The sequence below is a fragment of the Streptomyces sp. A3M-1-3 genome (assembly GCF_024213665.1).
In the GTDB taxonomy this organism is placed as follows: Bacteria; Actinomycetota; Actinomycetes; order Streptomycetales; family Streptomycetaceae; genus Streptomyces.
Window position 1 is genome coordinate 17736 of record NZ_JANAVP010000010.1, and the last position, 18376, is coordinate 36111.

Here is an 18376-nt window from a genome sequence, read left to right on the forward strand (position 1 = left end):
CGAATCATCCGCACGGACCCGGCTCCCAGCCTCGCACAGAGCAGGGACCGAACCCCTGCTAGCAGCCGTCGTAACCGGCGGTGGGCATGGACAGCCGGCGGTGGACCTCCGCCTTCTTCGCCGCGTCGTACGCGGGCTCGTCCAGGCCCGCGGTCTCCAGCCGTACGCCACGGCGTTCGCACTCGGCGGTGAACTCGGGGACGGACCTCAGCGCGCGTTCCAGCACCCGGCGGTTGGGTGCGACGAACAGGTCGACCTGGCCGGCCTCGACGTCCGACCACAGACCGCAGTGGTCGGGCCGGAGGCCGTAGATGAGCAACTGCCGTGTCACGACATAGCCCTGGTCAGCGGCCCAGCGGGCGCACATGGTGTGCTGGCTGCGGGTGTCCACGACAAAGGGGTCGCTGTCCAGTTCCTCCAGCGGTGTCAGGCTGGCGATCGCAGCCACCTGTACGTCAGCCATGCCGTCCTCCCCCTCTGCCCCGGCCCTCTTGCCCGGCCCAGGCGCCCGACCCTACTCCGATCCCCGGCCCAGGAGGAGGCGCACGTGGGGGCGCTCGGGCCCGTAGGCTCGTACCGGAGTCAGCCCAGTGGGAGGAGGCCGCGCGTGCCGGTGGAGATCACCTGGTGGGGCCATGCCACCTGTACGGTCGAGGACTCCGGGGTCCGGGTGCTGACCGATCCGCTGTTCGCCCGGCGGCTCGCGCATCTGCGCCGCCGCCGCGGTGAACTGCCGCCGCCCGAGGCCGCGGTCGCCGAGGCGGTCGTCGTCTCGCATCTGCACGCCGACCACCTCCATCTGCCGTCGCTGGCGCGGCTCGCGCCCGGCACGCGGCTCATCGTGCCGCGCGGCGCACGGCAGGCGGTGCCGCGGCTCGGGAAGCTGACCGGGCTGCGGGTCACGGAAGTCGCGCCCGGCGACGAGGTGCGGGTCGCGGACGTGGTCGTACGGGCGGTGAGCGCGCGGCACGACGGGCGCCGGCTGCCCGTCGGACCGCACCGCTCCCCCGCCCTCGGCTTCGTGGTCAGCGGCGAGGCCAGGACGTACTTCGCGGGCGACACCGGCCTCTTCGAGTCGATGGCCGACGAGGTGGGTCCCGTCGATGTGGCGCTGCTGCCGGTCGGCGGCTGGGGCCCGTACCTGGGGCACGGGCACCTCGACGCGGCCCGCGCGGCCCAGGCACTCGCCCGGCTCGCGCCGCGCAGCGCGGTGCCGGTGCACTACGGCACGTACTGGCCGATCGGCATGGACGCGGTCAGGCCGCACGAATTCCACGCCCCGGGCGAGGAGTTCGTGCGGCTCGCGGCCCGGCTCGCGCCGGCGGTCGCCGTGCACCGGCTCGCGCACGGCGAGAGCGTCCGGCCGGGGGCCGTCCGGTGATCCGTGAGGTCGTACAGCAGCTTCAGGAGGTACCGCCGGAGACGACCCAGCAGGCGGTGGCCTATCCGGCACTGTTCGTGCTGGTGGTCCTCGGGGCGCTGGTGCCGGTGGTGCCGACGGGGGCGCTGGTCAGTTCGGCCGCCGTGGTCGCCCTGCACCAGACGTTCCCGTTCGCGCTGCTGTTCGTCTTCGGGGTGGCGGCTTTCGCCGCGTTCCTCGGGGACATCGCCCTGTACTGGCTCGGGCAGCGCGGGGTGCGCTCGAAGAACGGCTCGCGGTGGCTGGCCACACTCCGCGACCGCGCCGCCCCGGAACGGGTCGCCCAGGCGCAGCGTGGCCTCGACGAGCACGGGGTGCTGGTGCTGGTGGTGTCACGGCTGGTCCCGGCCGGGCGGATGCCGGTGATGCTGGCCTGCCTGCTGGCCGAGATACCGCTGCGCCGTTTCGTACGCGGTGACGCGCCGGCGTGCCTGGCCTGGGCGGCGACGTACGGGCTGGTCGGCATCCTCGGCGGCTCGCTGTTCGCCGAGCCCTGGCAGGGCGTGGTCGCGGCGGTGGCGCTGGCGCTGCTGATCAGCGGGGCACCGGCGCTGTGGCGGCGGGTGCGAGCCCGGGCCCGGACAGGGCCGAGGGGGACACCCTCCTAGGTCGGCCTAAGGGCGGGCGCCGGGTGGGAGCACGCGGGAGGCGCCGACCGGTAGGTCCCAGAGCTCCTCGCGGGGGCGGCCGGCCTTCTCCCAGGCGGCCCGGACCCGGGTGAGCGGTTCCAGTACCGGTTCGGCCGACAGGACGAAGGTCGCCCAGTGCATGGGTGCCATCCGGCGCGCGCCCAGGTCCTGGCAGGCCTGTACGGCTTCCTCGGGGTCGGCGTGCACGTCGCGCAGCCACCAGCGCGGGGCGTACGCGCCGATCGGCAGCAGGGCGAGGTCGATGCCGGGGTGGCGGCGGCCGATCTCGTGGAACCAGTGGCCATAACCGGTGTCGCCGGCGAAGTAGACCCGCTGCCCGTTCCGGTCGCGGAGCACCCAGCCTCCCCAGAGGGAACGGCAGGTGTCCAGGAGGGTCCGCTTGGACCAGTGGTGGGCGGGCACGAAGTCGAAGCGCACACCGCCGCCCGGGCCGCCGAGTTCGGCCGCCTCCCACCAGTCCAGTTCGGTGACGGTGGTGAAGCGGCGGCGCCGGAACCAGCGGGCCAGCCCCGCCGGGACGAAGAGCGGGGTGGTGTGCGGGAGCCTGCGCAGGGTCGGGGCGTCCACGTGGTCGAAGTGGTTGTGGCTGATGACGACGGCGTCGACGGGCGGCAGATCTTCCCAGCGCACCCCGACCGGGGTGATCCGGGCCGGAGTGCCGAGGATCTTGCGGGACCAGACGGGGTCGGTGAGCACGGTGAGCCCGCCGATCCGGATCACCCAGCTGGCGTGCCCCGCCCAGGTGACGGCGACGGTGTCCACGTCGACGCGCGGCGGCGAGCCCGGCGCGTAGGGCAGCTGCGGAATGCCGCGCAGGCCGTCCGTGCCGGGCCGGATGGCCCCCTCACGGGCGAGCCGGGCAAACGCCCGGACCCCGGGGAGCGGCGCGGTGAGCCGGTCGGCGAACGAGCGAGGCCACCAACGGACCTCCCCGAGCGGCCGAGCGCGAGCGGGTGTGACGGGGGTGGCGGTACCGGTGCTGGTGCCTTTGCCGGTGCTGGTCGCGGCGCCTGGGGCGGCCCTGCCGGGGGCAGCCGTGCCGGCGCTGCGGGCTGGGGCGGTATCGGTTCCCGTACCCGGAGCGGAGCCGGTGCGTGTGCCGGCGGCGGAGGAGGCTCGGGTGCCCGCGGCGGCGGTGCGAGTTCCCGGGGCGATTCCGATGCCGGCGGTGATGCCGGGGGCGGTGCCTGTGCCGGAAGCCGTGCCGGGGGTGGCCGGGCGGACGGCGGAGGCCGCTGTGTGGGGGGTGGCCGGGGCGGGTGGCTGCTCTTCCGGCTCTTCCGGCCCGGCCGCCGGTTCGGTCTGTTCGGTCTGTTCCGTCTGTTCCGTCATCGACATGGCTCCGTTCGGTGGCGGGCGCAGGTCATCGCAGTTCTTCGAAGGCCGATCCGAAAATGCTGAGTGCTCGCGAGACGTGCGGCAATTCCAGCGGCTCCACTGCGGTGAGGGACTCCGTACGCTCCTCCTCGGTTGCCCCGAGCAGCGGCCCGGTGGCCAGCCGTACGCGCAGCGCGCCGAGTTCGTCGCCGAACCGGTGGCCGCCGGGTGTGGGCGAGCCGAGGCGCTGGGTGAGGTAGTCCTCCAGCTCCATGGAGTCGTTCACCCCACGGGCCGCCAGGCCCGCCCGCAGCGGGCGGAGGTCCGCGTAGAAGTGCCGGCCGGCCTGCGGAGGGCGGGCCAGCGCGCCGGAGGCGAGGACCTCGTGGTGGAGCGCGGCCGCGACCCGCGCGTGCAGTGCGGCGGCCGCGGCGGTCCGCTCGGTGACGCTGCGCGGCTCGCCGAGGGCGTGCGCGGCGGCCTCGGCGACCGGGCCGGCGCAGAACGCGCCGATGGCAGTCAGGATGTCGAGCGTACGGGCGCGCAGCGCGACGGCCCTGCGCGTGGCGGGGAAGCGGGCCACGGCGGCCGGCCAGCCCGTCGGCGTGAGCGCGCCCGCCAGGTCGGTCAGTACCGTCACATCGTCGGGGCACATCTCGGCCGGGCTGACCAGCACCGTGTCGTGCGGCCGGTGCAGGGTGTCACGCCAGGTCTCGTCGCTGATGATGGCGAGCCCCTCGGAGACCGCGGCCTCACACGTCTCGCGCAGGACTTCGGGCGGGGCGACCGTCGCGGTCGGGTCGTCGGCGACGGACAGGACCAGCAGGCGGGGTTCGCCGCCCTCGGCGCGGACCCGGCGGACGGTCTCCAGCAGCGCGAACGGATCGGGCACGCCGCCGCACTCCGCCGGGGTCGGCACGTGGTACGAGGGCCGACCCAGCAGCCTGACCTGCGGGGTCCACCAGGCGGGGCACGGGCGCGGCAGCAGGACGTCCCCGCCGTACGCGGCGACCAGGGCCAGCAGCAGCGGGGGCGCTCCGGGGCCGGCGGCCACTTGGTCCGGCCCGGCCGGCAGGCCGCGGCGGCGCCAGTAGCCGCAGGCGGCTTCCCTGATGGGTTCGCCGCCGCCGGGCGGTTCGGGGGCGGCGCGTCCGGCCGCGGCGGCGAGCACCGCCGCCAGGTCCGGCAGTACGGGCAGGTCGGGCCCGGGGGCGGGCGGCCCGTACCGGACGGGGCCGCGGCCTTCCGACGCCGTCCGCTGCATGCCTCCACCTCCAGGCTCCGGGCCCAGGCTCCAGGATCACGCCCGGCCGGGCCAGGTCATGTCACCTCACGTCACGGGAGGCGCAGGGCCCCTGTGCCCTTTATACGGAGGTTTGGCGTCGGCTGCCGCTCCTAGGAGCGCCTGCTCGGCCGAGGCCCCTGGTGCGTACGACGGCTTCGGCGACGTCGGCGAGCTTGCGGTTGTCGCGCTGGGAGATCCGGCGCGGCGTCCCGAACGCGTCGTCCGCGTCGCAGCCCAGTACGTGCATCAGGATGCCGCTGGCCTGGTCGATGACCGGGCGGGAGCGCAGCGCGTTCTCCAACTGGCCGACCTCGGAGAGCGCGGCGATGTAGCGGCGGTCGCGGACCATTCCGGCGGCCGCCATGTCACCGAGGACGGTGACCGGGCCGTGGGCGGCCGCGCCGAGCGAGCCGGGGACGCGGCGGGGGGCGGAGGGTCCACATGTGGTCCCGGAAGTGGCGTTTGACCTCGCCGGTGATGGTCGGCACGGCGAAGCTCTCGAATGCGGTGCCACGGTCGGGGTCGTACCGGTCGACGGCCTTCACCAGGCCCAGGGCCGCCACCTGGCGCAGGTCCTCGAGGGACTCGCCGCGGTTGCCGAACCGTCCGGCCAGACGTTCCGCCATGGGCAGCCAGGCGCGTACGAGCTCCTGGCGCAGAGCCTCCCTGCCCGGCCCCTGGGGCAGAGCGCACAGCCGCCGGAAGGCCTCGGCGGTGTCGGGCGCGTCGTCGTGAGGGTGCTTCGCGGTTGCGGTCGCGTGAGTGCGCATGTGCGTGGCAACTCCCTGAACGGTGCTGACGGATGGTTGTCACCGTGGGAGGGCCGCTGCGGACGCGGACAGGGCGAGGGCACGCCCCGGGAGCATCGAGCCGCTCCCACGGACGTGCCTCCGGTCCGAAGCACGAGGTGCGCGTTCCCGGCGCCCGGGGCTTCAAACGCGCTCCGCCGTCGGGGATACGTAGACCTCAGCGGCCGGGAACCCGTCCCCGGGTTCCCGGCCGCTGATGTGGAGCCGTCCGCGCGTTGTCTTCAGTGCTTCGTCATCAGTTTCTTCCAGGCCGGCCGTGCGGCACGGGCGTTCCGGCGCCGGCCGAGGACCGCGGCGCCGATCAGGACCGCTCCCCCGGCGGCCACCAGGGGCGCAGGGTGACGGCGGATCGGTTCGGGGGTGTGCTCCTGAACCGTGTGCACCGTCTTGGAGGCCGTCTCCTGCACCTGCGCCTTGACCTCGGCGGCCTTCTCCTGCGTGCGGGCCTTGACCTCGGCGGCCTTCTCCTGCGTGCGGGCCTTCACATCGGCGGCCTTCTCCTGCGTGCGCGCCTTCACATCGGCCTTGGCCGCCAGCTGTTCCGCCGTCTCACCCAGCCGGGAGCGCGCCTCCTCCACCCGGGCCTGGGCGTCTTCGGTGGGCTTGTTCTTCATCGGTGGGTCCTCTCCTTGATCTCGTGGATGTCCGCCCGTACGTTCTCGACGGTCTGTTCCGGGGCGAGCGGGGTCGCGCCGCGGGTCTCGCGCCGCCCCAGCAGTGCGAGCAGCGCCGCCAGGATGGCCAGCAGCCCGGCCACCACCAGCCCGGCGGCCCAGACCGGAATGAGCAGCGCGAACGCGGCGACAGCCGCGACCACGAGCGCCTGGAAGGCGAAGAGCCCCATGATTCCGGCGCCTCCGAAGAGGCCGCCGCCGCGTCCGGCCCGACGGCCCTTGGCCGTCAGTTCGGCGCGGGCGAGGGCCAGCTCCTCCCGTACCAGATTGCTGAGCCGCTCGGACGCCTGCTTGACGAGTTCGCCCACCGAGGGCTCGGGGGACACCGCCATGATCGTCACCTCCGTGGGGTCGGCTTCGGCCGGGACAACGGGTGCCCCGCCCCAATAGCCCCAAACATCCGTGTTGCCGCCGCGTCACCGGGTACGTGCATCTCACTCCCGAACCTTTGGAGGCACTCATGCAACGAGGGAGCGACCGGCTCAGCCGGCGCCAGGACGACGAAATGAAGCACCAGCTCCAGGGGCTGCTGCGCTCCGGCCACCCGACCCGGACCGAGGAGTGGCACGACCCCGAGCCCTTCGCCGAGGACGACCCGGAGGTGGCCTCGGGGCCCGTCCCCCGGCCGGGCTCCACCGGCGCGTCCGAGGGCCTGCGCCTCGAGCTGGGCCGGCACCTGGGCCGCACCCCGTTCCCGGCCCACCGGCGCGAACTCCTGCGGACCCTCACCGACCGGCACGCGCCCGACCGGCTGCTGGACCTCGTGGCCGAGCTGCCGCCGGACCGTACGTACCGCACGGTGCAGGACGTGGTGCGGGCGCTGCCGGAGAAATAGGCCCTGCCCCGCCGGGTACTGCGGGCGGAGCCCTACGACGCACGCACGCAAGCACACAGAGGGAAGGCGGACCCCCATGGCCCGGTAAGTAAGGGAAGTCATGACGCCGGGCGTCGCTGCCGTACGGCCCGACGCCTCGCTTGTCGAAGCGGCTCAGCTGATGCGCTCGCAGGACATCGGGGATGTCCTGGTCGCTGACGGTGACCGGCTGATCGGAGTGGTCACCGACCGGGACATCGGGCTGCGCGCCGTGGCGGACGGGTTCGACCCGCTCACCGTCAACGCGCAGTCCGTATGCACACCGGACCCGGTGTGCGTGGGTCCGGACGACGAGGTGTCGACGGCGGTGGGGCTGATGCGCTCGGAGTGGTCAGCCTCGGCGATCTCGCGGAGGCCCAGGACCCGGACTCCGCGCTCGCCGACATCAGCCGGGCGGCGCCGGACTCACCGGGCGGGCTCCAGTAACCGGGGTGATCCAGGCTGATCCGGCCGGGTTGATCTAGACGCGGCGGCCGAGGAGGGCGAGGAGTCTGGTCTGTGCGTCGGCCCCGGGCGGTGGCTCGACCGGGGCGGCGAACAGGCCGGTGCCTTCCAGGCCGTCGGCGTAGGGGGCCGTCTCCCCGGCCGCGAAGTCCACCAGCGCGGCCGGGAGCCGCTCCTCGGCGCCGAGCGCGCGGGAGAGGTCCCAGGCGTGGATGACGGCGTCCGCCGTCATCTGCGCGCAGTAGGCGGACGCCCGGCTCCTGCCGGACGACAGATGGACGGTGCGGGACAGCGCGCCGGGAGCGCCGAAGGCCTTCCGGGCTCCCGCCGCGGCGCTGTCCCAGGCGGCCACCGGGTCGTCACCGAGAACGTCCCCCTCGAACGCGTCGGCTTCGTCCTCCACCGTGCGGCCCTGGGTCACCAGCGGCGGAACCCACAACTGTTCGACGGTGAGGTGGTTGACCAGATCGGCTACGGACCACTCGTCGCAGGGCGTGGGGTCGTCCCACTGGTCCGCCCGTACGGCGTGCACGCGCTCGGTGAACAGGGCCAGTGCCTCGGCATGCCGGGCGAGGAGTTCCTTTGCCATGGGCTCACTGTCCCCGCGCGCGGGCGCCCTCGCGAGTTCTGCCCTCGGCCGCGGGCCGGTCGGGGTGGCGCCGCAGGTACTCGCCCTCCAGTTCGGCCATCCGGATGTTGTGGGCGTGCAGGGCGTCCAGCGACCCGTGGAGCAGGGTGTCGTGCCGGGTGCGGTGGATGGTCTCCAGCTCGCGGAGCAGATCCTGCTCCCCGAGCCGGGCCGGGTCCACACCGCCGTGCTTGCGCTCCGTGTCCGCCATGACGAGCCTCCCGTTCGTGCGGGTCCGTGTGGGTCCTCACTCTCCGGGTACCCGCAGGGGACGAAATACCCGGAAGTTTTCGAAACCGTGCCGCCCGGGTACCCGCGTGCCATGTCGCACGAGATCCCGCACGCTTCGATCCGGCATGGTTCGATCCGGCATGGTCCGCCCGGGCCGGGGCCCGCCCGGATCCTGGAGCTGCTCAGTGGCTGGGACCGCAGGGTCTTCCACTCGGTGGCCACCCGCCACTGGCCCGGCGCCGATCCGGTACTGCCGCGGCTGAGCCACAGCGCCAACCACGGACTGCTCTGGTTCGGCACCGCGGCCACCATCGGGGCGCTGGGCGGCGGCACCCGCGCGCGCAGGGCGGCGGTGCGCGGGGTGGCCTCGCTGGCACTGGCCTCGGCCACCATCAACATGGTCGGCAAGCGGTCGGTGCGGCGGGCTCGGCCGGTCCTGGACGCGGTGCCGCTGATGCGGCAGCTGAAGCGGCAGCCCTTCACCACCTCGTTCCCGTCCGGGCACTCCGCCTCGGCAGCGGCCTTCGCGACCGGCGTCGCGCTGGAGTCGAAGGGCTGGGGTGCGGCCGTCGCGCCGCTTGCCGCCGCGGTGGCCGTCTCCCGCGTCTACACGGGCGCGCACTACCCGAGCGATGTGCTGGTGGGTGCGGCGCTGGGCGCCGGCGCCGCCTTCGCCGTACGGGGACTCGTACCCACTCGCGACCAGCTGCCCGCGCCCGGCCGTCCGCACGCGGACGCGCCGGAGCTGCCCGAGGGCCTGGACCTGGTGGTCGTGGTCAACCGGAGCTCCGGCTCCGCGGCGGCACAGGTAGGCCTGGTTCGGGACGCCCTGCCGCTCGCCGAGGTGCTGGAGTGCGATCCGCAGGACATCACCGCCACGCTGGAGCAGGCGGCCCGGCGGTGCCGGGCGCTCGGCGTCGTCGGCGGCGACGGAACGGTCAACCTGGCCGCCGGGGCGGCCGCCCGGCACCGGGTCCCGCTCGCGGTGTTCCCCGGCGGCACGCTGAACCACTTCGCGTACGACCTCGGTATCGAGGAGATCCACGACACCTGCCGGGCGCTGGCCACAGGTGACGCCGTCAGGGTCGACCTGGGCCGCTTCACACCGGGGCCGGAGGGCACCGGCGGTCCGGGCTACTTCCTCAACAACGTGAGTCTGGGCGTCTATCCGGAGCTGGTGCGGATCCGCGAGCGCTGGTCACCGTGGATCGGCGGCTGGCCGGCCGGTGTGCTGGCGGCGTTGAAGGTGCTGCGCGGCGAGCATCCGCTCGAGGCCGAGTTCCACGGTCGGCGGCGGGCGCTGTGGCTGCTGTTCGCCGGCAACTGCACCTACCAGCGGATGGGCCCGACCCCCGGCCGCCGCTTCGACCTGGCCGACGGCCTGCTGGACGTACGGGTGGTGCACGGCGGCCGGCTGCCCGGCCTGCGGCTGATCGCCGCGGCTCTGGCCGGCCCGCTGAGCCGCTCCGCCGTCCACGCCGCCGTCCGGCAGCGGCGGCTGCGGATCACCGGTATCGCGCCGGGCACGCTCCTCGCGTACGACGGTGAAGTCACGGACGCACCGGGCGAGTTGCTCATCGACAAGGCCGACGAGGCGCTCACGGTGTACCGTCCGCTGCCGCTCTGGCGCGGTGTCACCGCTCGGTGGGCAGCAGCGGGCCCAGCGGGCCGAGGTCGATGTTGAGGTCCCCGGGCTCCAGGCCGAACTTCTCCCGCAGGACATCCATCCGGTCCTCCAGCAGCATCAGCATCAGCGTCAGCCCGATCCGCTCCTCCTGCTCCTCGGTGAGCTCCCCGGTGTCGACGCGGCGCAGCGCCTGCCGTTCCATGAGCTGCCGCAGCAGCTCCTCACGCTCGGCGAGCACCGCGGCGACCGCCTCGTCGTCCGGCGAGATGAAGTGCACCTTGTCCGGCCGGTGGATCTCGACGGTACGGCGGCCCGCCCGCACCCGGTGCTCACCGCACGACCGCCTGGCCGACCAGCAGTCGTACCGCCGCGGCGATCGACTCCGCGTCGATCCCCGCCGCGTGCAGCTGCTCCTCCGGGGTGGCCGAGCCCGGCATGTTGTTCACCGCCAGCCGTACCAGTCGCGGCATCGGCCGTCCGTCGGCGAAGGCCTCGGCGACGGCGTCGCCGATCCCGCCCTGCGGCCGGTGGTCCTCCACCGTCAGCAGGCAGCCGGTCGCGCCCGCCGCTTCGTACAGGGTCGCGGCGTCCACGGGCTTGACCGAGTACAGGTCGATCACCCGGACCGCGATCGCTTCGCCCTCCAGCAACTCCGCCGCCTTGAGCGCCTCGTGTACGGTCACGCCGGCCGCGACGACCGTCACCCGGTCGTCCTCCCCGGCGCGCAGCACCTTGGAGCCGCCGACCGGGAAGTCCTCGCCCGGGCCGTAGAGGACCGGGCTCTCGCCCCGGCTGGTCCGCATGTAGCGCACACCCGCCAGGTCGGCCATGGTGGCGACCAGCGCGGCCGTCTGGTTGGCGTCGCACGGGTAGAGCACGGTGCTGCCGTGGACGGAGCGGAACATGGCCAGGTCCTCCAGGCCCATCTGGGAGGGCCCGTCCTGGCCGATCGCGACGCCCGCGTGCGAGCCGACGACGTTGATGTCCGCGTCGCTGACCGATGCCATCCGCAGGAAGTCGTGGGCGCGCGTCAGGAACGCCGCGAACGTCGAGGCGTACGGCACCCAGCCGCGCGCCTGCATGCCGACGGCGGCGGCGATGAGCTGCTGCTCGGCGATGTAGCACTCGAAGAACCGCTCGGGGTGCTCCTTGGCGAAGAACTCCGCGCGGTGGAGTCGCTCACCTCGCCGTCGAGCGCCACGACCTCCGGCCGCGCGGCTCCCAGTGCGGCGAGCGCCTCACCGTAGGCGTTGCGGGTGGCGACCGAGTCGCCGATGTCGTAGCGGGGCAGCTCCGGCCGGCCCGGGCCGGTGGCGTGCGGGTTCCGTGCGTCCGGCGGGCGCTGGACGTCGACCCGGATCGAGCGGCGCCCGCCGAGCTCCTCGATCGCCGCGCCGGCGTCCCCCAGCGGCTTGCCGTGCATGCCCTCGCGGTCCTCGACCGCGGCGACACCCCGGCCCTTCCTGGTGCGCGCGATGACGGCGGTGGGCTGTCCGAGCGTCGAGCGGGCCTCGTTGAGGGCGGTGTCGATGGCTTCGACGTCGTGGCCGTCGGTCTCGATGGTGTGCCAGCCGTGGGCGCGCAGCCTGCGGGCGTACGCGTGCAGGTCGCTCCCGTAACGCGTCGGACCGCGCTGTCCGAGCCGGTTGACGTCGATCAGCAGGGTGAGGTTGTCGAGATGCTCGTACGCGGCGTGCTCGACGGCCTCCCAGACCGACCCCTCGGCCATCTCACTGTCTCCGGACAGCACCCAGACGCGGTACGGGATCTGGTCGAGCCGCTTGCCCGCGAGCGCCATGCCGACGCCGACGGGCAGGCCCTGCCCGAGGGAGCCGGTGGCCACGTCGACCCACGGCAGCCGGGGGGTCGGGTGCCCTTCGAGCCGGCTGTCGCGCTTGCGGAAGGTGAGCAGTTCGTCGTCGTCGACGGCTCCGGCGGCCAGGTAGAGGGCGTAGAGCAGCGGAGACGCATGGCCCTTGGAGAGGATCAGCCGGTCGTTCCCGGGGTGGTCGGGCCGGTCGAAGTCGTACTGCAGATGGTTGGCCAGGAGTACGGCGGCCACGTCCGCCGCCGACATGGACGAGGTGGGGTGCCCCGACCCGGCCGCATCGGCGGCCCGTACCGCGTCGACGCGCAACTGCTGTCCCAGTTCGGTCAGCTCTTCGGCACCCATGTCTTCGGTACGCATGTCACTCCTTACGGTCGGGTCCGCCCGGCATGCGCGCGAGTTCGGGCGAGTCCGTGTCCAGCGGCACCGACCAGGAGCGGACGAGACCCAGTTGTACGGCCTGGCGCGGCAGCACCGCGTCCAGCAGCCAGTCGGCGGCGACCCGCACCCGGTTGCCGGGCATGGCCGCCAGGTGGTAGCCGCGGGTGACCGCACCGGCGAGCGGTCCGGACAGCGGTACGCCCATCGGGTTGGCGGCTGCCTTGACCCCGCCGAGGTCGACGGCGAAGCCCATGTCGTGGTGTTCGTACGTCTGCCGCTCGCCGTGGCCGAGCGAGGCCGCAACATTCCGGCCGGCCACCTTGCCCTGCCGGCTCGCGTGCTGGGCCGTCATCGGCGTGAACTCGCCGGGACGGGTCAGATCCGGTACGGCGGCGGCGTCGCCGCACGCGAACACGTCGGCATGGCCGGGCACGCCGAGCTGCGGATCGACGATGAGCCGCCCCTTTTCTACGGGCAGACCGAGCTCCGACACCAACGGATCGGGCCGGACGCCGACGCACCAGATGAGGGTCCTGGTGTCGATGAACTCCCCGTCGTCGAGCCAGACTCCGTCGGGGGTGGCGTGCCTGACGGAGGTCCCGGTCCGCACGTCCACGCCGCGCGACCTCAGCACCTGGCCGGCGGTGTCCGACAGCCTGCGGTCGAGCTCGGGCAGCACCCGGTCGGCGATGTCCAGCAGCAGCCAGCGCGGCCGCTGCCCTTCGCGCCAGGCGCGCTGTTTGCGTACCAGGGCGTCGGTGAACATCTTGCCCTGCGCGGCGACTTCGGTGCCGGTGTACCCGGCACCGACGACCACGAAGGTGCAGCGGGCCGCGCACTCCTCGGCGTCGCCCGTGGTCGCCGCCATCTCGATCTGGCGGGTGACGTGGTCACGGAGGTAGAGCGCCTCGGGCAGTCCGCGGAAGCCGTGGGCGTACTCGGCGACGCCGGGCACCGGCAGCAGCTTGTTCACGCTGCCGACGGCGAGGACGAGCCGGTCGTACGTCAGCTCGCCGGTCCCGCCCTCGGGGTCGGTGTAGTGCACCCGCCGGGCCGCCAGGTCGATGTGGCCGGCCTCGCCGAGGACGAGCCGCACGTGGGGCAGCGTCCCGGGGATCGAGACGGTCACCCGGCGCGGTTCCAGGATGCCGGCCGCGACCTGGGGCAGCAGGGGCAGATACAGAAAGTAGTCAGTCGGATTCAGCAGGACGATCTCGGCCTTGTCCCGCAGGGTGCGGGAGAGCCTACGGGCCGCCTGGTAGCCGGCGAACCCGGCTCCGACGATGACAACACGGGGTCGGTTCACGATGCCTCTCCGAGTCGCGTCGGCAGTGTGACTTCCTCCCCGGTGCCCATGAGCTCCGGGGCCAAACACCCGCTCCCGGCCGCTACTGCGTACGCCGCGGGGTTTCCGGACCGTCCGGCGGCACCGGCGGGGCCGGCGGGACCGGAGGCGCGGCGGGTGCGCCGAGCGGCGGCTCCGAGCCGAGGGCTCCGGGCGGCGGGACCGGGCGTCCGGGGCGCGCCGCCTGCCGCATCATCTCGGCCGCTCCGAAGAGCAGTACCGCGACGACGAGGGCAGCCGCCCAGCCGGGCAGGACCAGAGCCAGTACGAGGACGAGGAAGGCGGTGGCCGCCGCCCCGCCGTACAGACCGGCCGCACCGGCCCCTCCGTACAGGCGCGCCGACCGGCGCTGTTTCCTGGTCTGTTCGCGCAGTTCGTCCTTGATCGTGTCCCGGACGACCTGGGCTACCTGTTCCGAGAGATTGGTGTCCATGGCGCTCGGGTACCCCGGCGGCCCGGCGGTAGTCCCGCCAAGAAGTGTGTCCACATCTCGAAACCGATATCTCATCATCCGACACGAAGGCGTACCGTGTCCGCACCGCTTCGACGCTCGGTGAGCACGCGAGAAGGAGTACGGCCATGCCGAAAGAGACCGCCGTCTACACCCACGGACACCACGAGTCGGTACTGCGCTCCCACCGCTGGCGGACCGCCGCCAACTCCGCGGCCTACCTGGTCGGCGAACTGCGGCCGGGGCTGGACGTGCTGGACGTGGGCTGTGGACCCGGCACCATCACCGCGGACCTGGCCGCCCTGGTGGCACCGGGGCGGGTGACGGCGGTCGACGCCGCCGAGGACGTGGTGGACGAGGCGCGCGCGTACGTGAAGGAACGCGGCCTGGCCGGTGTGGAGTTCGGCGTGGCGGATGTGCACGCCCTGGACTTCCCCGACGACTCCTTCGACGCCGTGCACGCCCACCAGGTCCTGCAGCACGTGGGCGACCCGGTGCAGGCCCTGCGCGAGATGCGCCGCGTCTGCCGCCCCGGCGGGATCGTGGCGGCGCGCGACGCCGACTATGCGGCGATGACCTGGTTCCCCCGGATGCCGGCCCTGGACGACTGGCAGGCCCTCTACGACCGGGTGGCCCGTGCCAACGGCGGCGAGCCGGACGCCGGACGCAGACTGCTCTCCTGGGCCCGGCAGGCCGGTTTCACCGACATCAGCTGCTCCGCCACATCCTGGTGCTTCGCGACCCCGGAGGAACGCGCCTGGTGGAGCGGCCTGTGGGCGGACCGCACGACGAGCTCGGCGTACGCGGAGATCGCCGTCGCCGGCGGGCACGCGACGGCGGGGCAGCCGGCCGCGATCGCCGCGGCCTGGCGGGAGTGGGGCGAGCGGGAGGACGGCTGGTTCTCGGTCCTGCACGGCGAGATCCTCTGCCGCGTCGCGTAACCGATCACGCCCGTCCGCGCCGCCAACTACCCTCGCCGGTATGGAGATCCCGGGAACCACGCCGCGTATCCGCGTCGACGACCTGGAGACCTCGGTGGTCTGCTACGAACGCCTCACCGGAAGTCCGGCGCTCCGCTTCGAGCGCGGCGGCGTCTCGGTCGCCGCGGTCGGCTGCCTCCTGCTGATGAGCGGGCCCGAGTCGGAGCTGGAGGTACTGGAAGGTGGCGGCGACGATCGCGGTGAAGGACGTCGGCGAGGCCGCCGACGTCCTTGCCGCCTCGGGTGCGAGGATCGTGGCCGGCCCTGTCCCGACCCCGGTCGGCCGCAACCTGATCGCCCTGCACCCGGACGGCTCGGTCTTCGAGTACGTGGACCGCAACGCCGCGGGCACAGGCTGACACGTCAGGACGGCGGGCGCATGCGGTACTCGTAGGGCTCCGGGAGCGGGTCGCGGGTGAGGGACGACCAGACCTTGGCCGGCGTCTCGTCGCCCTCGCGCAGGTCCGCCACCTCGAAACCGGCGTCGAAGAGGGCCCGCGCCGCCGCCGGGGCTCCTTCGGCCAGCAGGAGCTGGGCCTCGACGAGGCGGAAGCGGCCGCGCCGCCGTATCTGCGGGTCCAGTCGGTTCCATACGGCGCGCGCGTCGGCGGGCCGGCCCGCCGCGAGGAGCGCCGCGATCGCCTCGCGGCCGAGCGCGGCCGTCGCCGCCGTCCATGCCTCGCCGTCGCGGCGCTCCTGGCAGAGGTCGTCGAAAGCCTCCGTGAAGCGGTCGGCAGCTCGGGGCACGTTGCCCGCCTGCTGGTCGGCCACGGCGAGACAGCGGAGCAACGGCCAGAGCGAAGGGGCGAGTTCGAGCCCGCGCTCCCAGCTGCGCACCGCCTGCGCCAGATCGCCCGCGTGCCACTGCGCGATGCCGAGGTGGTACTCGGTGAGCGGTTCCGCGGGCGCGGTCTCCAGCATGTCGCGCCAGTGCGGGGCGACCAGCGAGGGGCCGGGCGGAGTGACCTTCCGGGCGGTGGGGAAGACGCCGCTGCGGTACAACTCCAGCCAGGGCGCCTGCTGTTCACCGAGCGTGGATTCGTCGAAGGGCGTACCGGGGAGCTTGTGACCGGCCCGCAGCACTTCGAGGGCGCCCCAGCCCGAGCCGGTGGCCAGCCGCTCGCCCGGCTCGCTGTCGGCGTACGGGCGCCACGCCTGGTACGCCGCGTCGACCCGCGCCCGCGGGAGCGCCACTCCAGGCGCGCCTCCGTCTCGGCGCGGGCCGCCGCCCAGTCCGTGCCGTGGACGGTGGCGGCGTCCGCGGCCAGCGGCCCGTACGCCTCCAGCCACGCGAACTCCCCGCCCGCGTCGAGCTTCACATGCTCCAGCTGGGTGCGGGCCAGGCCCGCCTGGATCTCGGCGTAGCCGGTACAGCAGGTCGTCCCCGGCTCGGTCAGCCACCGCTGCCAGCGCCGGCCGCCACGACCGGAGCCCCACAGGAACAGCTTGCGGCCGCGCAGCAGATCGGTCGAGGTCTGGACGACGCCCTGCCCGTCCCCGTCCAGCGAGGCGATCCAGCGCCGGGAACCGTCCGGCACCTCGTAGAAGTAGTCGGCGGGGTACTCGCTGCGCGGCGGATACGTACGGTCCGCCCCGTCCCACTCGGGCACCGGCACCCGGCGCAGGCTGCGCTCGTACCCGAAGTGCCAGGCCTCCTCGGCGGGCGCGAGGATGCGGGTCCGTATCCCCTCCTCCACCGCGATGTTGGACCACCAGTACACGGGCGCGGGCCGTTCGTGCGGGTTGCGGATCCGTACGCCGACGTACAGGAAGTCGGAGTCCTCGGGCAGCCACAGGTCGACCTGGAACGGCAGATCGCGCAGCCGCTCCCACTCCCACAGCCGGACCATCGCTCCGCCGTCCGGGGCGGGTACGAGCGCGGCGTGCAGCGGGGCGCAGGACAGCATGCACCCAGTAGACGTCGACCCCGCCCTCGAAGCGTTCAGCCGCTGCACGAGCCGCTGCTCACGCAGCGCGCCGGCGAGCTTTGTACACCGGGAACGGTGCCGGGGGCGGGAGGACGAAGGCCGAGGTTGGACGGGGCGTCGGTGACAACGATGCGTCGCATACGGCCATGGTCGCACCGGCCCGCAGCGCCCGCCGGGGAGTCGCAGCCGCGCCAGGCGCCGTCGCAGCGTGCCGCAGCGGAAGGCGCCAGGTCAGGGCCACTCGGGGGCCCTGGACGAGATACGGGGGCACGGTGTCGGACATGGCGCCAGGTTGGGCCGTGCTCGGGAAGTCGTTGATCCTTGGTCCGCGACACGGGTCCATCCGTGATCGATCCCGGCCGGCCGGGCTCTTAGGGTGCGCCTTATGCCTGGTAGGAGTCCTTTCCCGGAGCGGCGCTCCCGGTTTCCGCATCAGGGATGGATCTGGTGGCTGCCGTTGGCCGCGGTGGTGGCCGATCTGATCGCGGAAGCGGCCTTCCGCGGACGCGAGCCGGTGAGCTTCCTGCTCACCGGCGTGCCTCCGCTGGCCGCCGCGACGCGCGGCCCGCGCGGCACCGCGCTGTCGGCCGTCGTCTGCCTCGGGTTGCAGATGCTGCTGGCGGCCCGCCGCCCCGGTCACTTCCACGAGCAGCACCATGTGGCGCTGTACCTCGCCACGCTGCTCATCGGGATCGCCAGTACGGCCCTCGCCCGGCAGCGGGAGCGGGCCAGGCAGCATCTGATCCGCGCGAACTCGGTCGCGGAGGCGATGCAGAAGGCCCTGCTTCGCCCGGTGTCCCGCACGCTCGGTCCGGTACGGGCCGCCGGGCTCTACTCGGCCGGGGAGGGCGGCGCGCTCGTCGGCGGCGATCTGTACGACGTCTGCACCACACCGTTCGGGGTACGGGCGATCATCGGCGACGTACGCGGCAAGGGGCTGGGCGCGGTGCAGACGGTCGCGGCGGTCCTGGGCAGCTTCCGGGTGTCCGCGCACGAGTGGCAGGACCTGAGCAGTCTGGCCGAGCGGCTGGAGCTCAGCATCGCCCGCAACAGTCCGGCCGGCGAGGAGGGAGACCCCGAGCTCTTCGTGACGGCGCTGGTGCTGGAGTTCCCGTTCTCGGGCGGCGAGGTGCGGATCGTCGACCGCGGCCACCCGGCGCCCCTCGTCGTCGGCCCGGAGGGCGCCCGGCGGCTGGTCACCGCGCCGGCGCTCCCGCTGGGACTCGGCGGGCTGTGCCCGGGCGGGACCGTGGAGACCACGGTGCATCCGCTGCGGCACGGCGAGCTGCTCGTCGTGTTCACGGACGGGGTGAGTGAGGCGCGTAACGCGGACGGCGTGTTCTATCCGGTGCTGGAGCGGCTCGCGGAGCGTTTCGGCGGTGACCGCGACCGGACGCCCGACCCCGAGGACGTCGTGTCGTTCGTACACGCCGACGCGCAAAGCTGGTCGGCGCAGCGCGACGAGGACGACCAGGCCATTCTCGCGCTGACGCTCAGGTAGCCG

The 18376-nt window shown here is 73.7% G+C and carries 17 protein-coding genes and 6 pseudogenes; 8 read left to right on the top strand and 15 right to left on the bottom strand.

Annotation, left to right across the window (positions count from 1 at the left end):
* Nucleotides 1-58 precede the first annotated feature (58 nt).
* Entirely contained in the window at nt 59-463 is a 405-nt protein-coding gene (locus NLX86_RS13540) for a hypothetical protein (RefSeq protein WP_254371924.1), read from the bottom strand.
* A gap of 144 nt (nt 464-607) precedes the next feature.
* Here NLX86_RS13540 and NLX86_RS13545 point away from each other — a divergent pair, with 144 nt between their 5' ends.
* Together NLX86_RS13545 and NLX86_RS13550 are read left to right on the top strand one after the other, a co-directional pair.
* Complete coding sequence (locus tag NLX86_RS13545) at nt 608-1381, top strand: MBL fold metallo-hydrolase (protein ID WP_254371925.1); 774 nt, start codon at nt 608-610, stop codon at nt 1379-1381.
* The gene (locus NLX86_RS13550) at nt 1378-2028 is read left to right on the top strand and encodes a VTT domain-containing protein (RefSeq protein ID WP_254371926.1); all 651 of its coding nucleotides are present in this window, start codon (nt 1378-1380) and stop codon (nt 2026-2028) included. The genes NLX86_RS13545 and NLX86_RS13550 overlap by 4 nt, the downstream gene beginning before the upstream one ends.
* 6 nt (nt 2029-2034) lie before the next feature.
* Here NLX86_RS13550 and NLX86_RS13555 read toward each other — a convergent pair whose 3' ends face one another.
* The 6 genes and pseudogenes from NLX86_RS13555 to NLX86_RS13580 all read right to left on the bottom strand — a co-directional run bounded on the left by NLX86_RS13555 (nt 2035) and on the right by NLX86_RS13580 (nt 6487).
* On the bottom strand, nt 2035-3402 hold the full coding sequence (locus NLX86_RS13555; RefSeq protein ID WP_302061315.1) for an MBL fold metallo-hydrolase: 1368 nt from the start codon (nt 3400-3402) through the stop codon (nt 2035-2037).
* Nucleotides 3403-3433: 31 nt separating this feature from the next.
* On the bottom strand, nt 3434-4651 hold the full coding sequence (locus NLX86_RS13560; RefSeq protein WP_254371927.1) for an aminotransferase class I/II-fold pyridoxal phosphate-dependent enzyme: 1218 nt from the start codon (nt 4649-4651) through the stop codon (nt 3434-3436).
* A gap of 100 nt (nt 4652-4751) precedes the next feature.
* Entirely contained in the window at nt 4752-5036 is a 285-nt protein-coding gene (locus tag NLX86_RS13565) for an ANTAR domain-containing protein (RefSeq protein WP_308409593.1), read from the bottom strand.
* A gap of 52 nt (nt 5037-5088) precedes the next feature.
* A pseudogene (locus tag NLX86_RS13570) lies at nt 5089-5442 on the bottom strand (sigma factor); the annotation flags it as partial.
* A 260-nt stretch (nt 5443-5702) separates the two neighbouring features.
* Nucleotides 5703-6095 (bottom strand): DUF3618 domain-containing protein, encoded by a 393-nt coding sequence (locus tag NLX86_RS13575; RefSeq protein WP_254371928.1) that lies wholly within the window; start codon nt 6093-6095, stop codon nt 5703-5705.
* Nucleotides 6092-6487, bottom strand: coding sequence for a phage holin family protein (locus NLX86_RS13580; RefSeq protein WP_254371929.1), 396 nt, complete (start codon nt 6485-6487; stop codon nt 6092-6094). The genes NLX86_RS13575 and NLX86_RS13580 overlap by 4 nt, the downstream gene beginning before the upstream one ends.
* Nucleotides 6488-6660: 173 nt before the next feature.
* Here NLX86_RS13580 and NLX86_RS13585 point away from each other — a divergent pair, with 173 nt between their 5' ends.
* Both NLX86_RS13585 and NLX86_RS13590 read left to right on the top strand, forming a co-directional pair.
* The gene (locus tag NLX86_RS13585) at nt 6661-6990 is read left to right on the top strand and encodes a DUF2795 domain-containing protein (protein WP_374213878.1); all 330 of its coding nucleotides are present in this window, start codon (nt 6661-6663) and stop codon (nt 6988-6990) included.
* 100 nt (nt 6991-7090) lie between these two features.
* A pseudogene (locus NLX86_RS13590) lies at nt 7091-7455 on the top strand (CBS domain-containing protein).
* Nucleotides 7456-7489: 34 nt separating this feature from the next.
* Here NLX86_RS13590 and NLX86_RS13595 read toward each other — a convergent pair.
* Together NLX86_RS13595 and NLX86_RS13600 are read right to left on the bottom strand one after the other, a co-directional pair.
* Nucleotides 7490-8062: a TIGR03086 family metal-binding protein gene (locus tag NLX86_RS13595; RefSeq protein ID WP_254371931.1), complete on the bottom strand. Its 573-nt coding sequence runs from the start codon at nt 8060-8062 to the stop codon at nt 7490-7492.
* A 4-nt stretch (nt 8063-8066) separates the two neighbouring features.
* Nucleotides 8067-8312 (bottom strand): DUF6158 family protein, encoded by a 246-nt coding sequence (locus tag NLX86_RS13600; RefSeq protein ID WP_254371932.1) that lies wholly within the window; start codon nt 8310-8312, stop codon nt 8067-8069.
* A 111-nt stretch (nt 8313-8423) separates the two neighbouring features.
* Here NLX86_RS13600 and NLX86_RS13605 point away from each other — a divergent pair, with 111 nt between their 5' ends.
* Nucleotides 8424-10016 carry a bifunctional phosphatase PAP2/diacylglycerol kinase family protein gene (locus tag NLX86_RS13605; RefSeq protein WP_254371933.1) on the top strand — a complete coding sequence of 531 codons (1593 nt, stop codon included), beginning with the start codon at nt 8424-8426 and terminating at the stop codon, nt 10014-10016.
* Here NLX86_RS13605 and NLX86_RS13610 read toward each other — a convergent pair.
* The 4 genes and pseudogenes from NLX86_RS13610 to NLX86_RS13625 all read right to left on the bottom strand — a co-directional run bounded on the left by NLX86_RS13610 (nt 9967) and on the right by NLX86_RS13625 (nt 13946).
* Nucleotides 9967-10236 (bottom strand): gas vesicle protein K, encoded by a 270-nt coding sequence (locus tag NLX86_RS13610; protein WP_254372091.1) that lies wholly within the window; start codon nt 10234-10236, stop codon nt 9967-9969. The two genes, NLX86_RS13605 and NLX86_RS13610, sit on opposite strands and share 50 nt — an antisense overlap.
* Before the next feature lie 52 nt (nt 10237-10288).
* A pseudogene (locus NLX86_RS13615) lies at nt 10289-12132 on the bottom strand (transketolase).
* A gap of 16 nt (nt 12133-12148) precedes the next feature.
* Nucleotides 12149-13474 carry an NAD(P)/FAD-dependent oxidoreductase gene (locus NLX86_RS13620; protein WP_254371934.1) on the bottom strand — a complete coding sequence of 442 codons (1326 nt, stop codon included), beginning with the start codon at nt 13472-13474 and terminating at the stop codon, nt 12149-12151.
* An 82-nt stretch (nt 13475-13556) separates the two neighbouring features.
* Nucleotides 13557-13946 carry a phage holin family protein gene (locus NLX86_RS13625; protein WP_254371935.1) on the bottom strand — a complete coding sequence of 130 codons (390 nt, stop codon included), beginning with the start codon at nt 13944-13946 and terminating at the stop codon, nt 13557-13559.
* Between the two features lie 146 nt (nt 13947-14092).
* Here NLX86_RS13625 and NLX86_RS13630 point away from each other — a divergent pair, with 146 nt between their 5' ends.
* Nucleotides 14093-14905 carry a class I SAM-dependent methyltransferase gene (locus NLX86_RS13630; RefSeq protein WP_254371936.1) on the top strand — a complete coding sequence of 271 codons (813 nt, stop codon included), beginning with the start codon at nt 14093-14095 and terminating at the stop codon, nt 14903-14905.
* A 40-nt stretch (nt 14906-14945) separates the two neighbouring features.
* Nucleotides 14946-15303: pseudogene (locus NLX86_RS13635) on the top strand (VOC family protein).
* 4 nt (nt 15304-15307) lie between these two features.
* Here NLX86_RS13635 and NLX86_RS13640 read toward each other — a convergent pair.
* A pseudogene (locus tag NLX86_RS13640) lies at nt 15308-16848 on the bottom strand (DUF5107 domain-containing protein); the annotation flags it as partial.
* Between the two features lie 21 nt (nt 16849-16869).
* Nucleotides 16870-17012: pseudogene (locus NLX86_RS13645) on the bottom strand (arginase family protein); the annotation flags it as partial.
* Nucleotides 17013-17338: 326 nt separating this feature from the next.
* On the opposite strand from NLX86_RS13645, the gene NLX86_RS13650 reads away from it, so the two are divergent.
* Nucleotides 17339-18373, top strand: a complete 1035-nt coding sequence (locus tag NLX86_RS13650) for a PP2C family protein-serine/threonine phosphatase (RefSeq protein ID WP_254372092.1) — start codon at nt 17339-17341, stop codon at nt 18371-18373.
* The last annotated feature ends 3 nt before the right edge of the window (nt 18374-18376 follow it).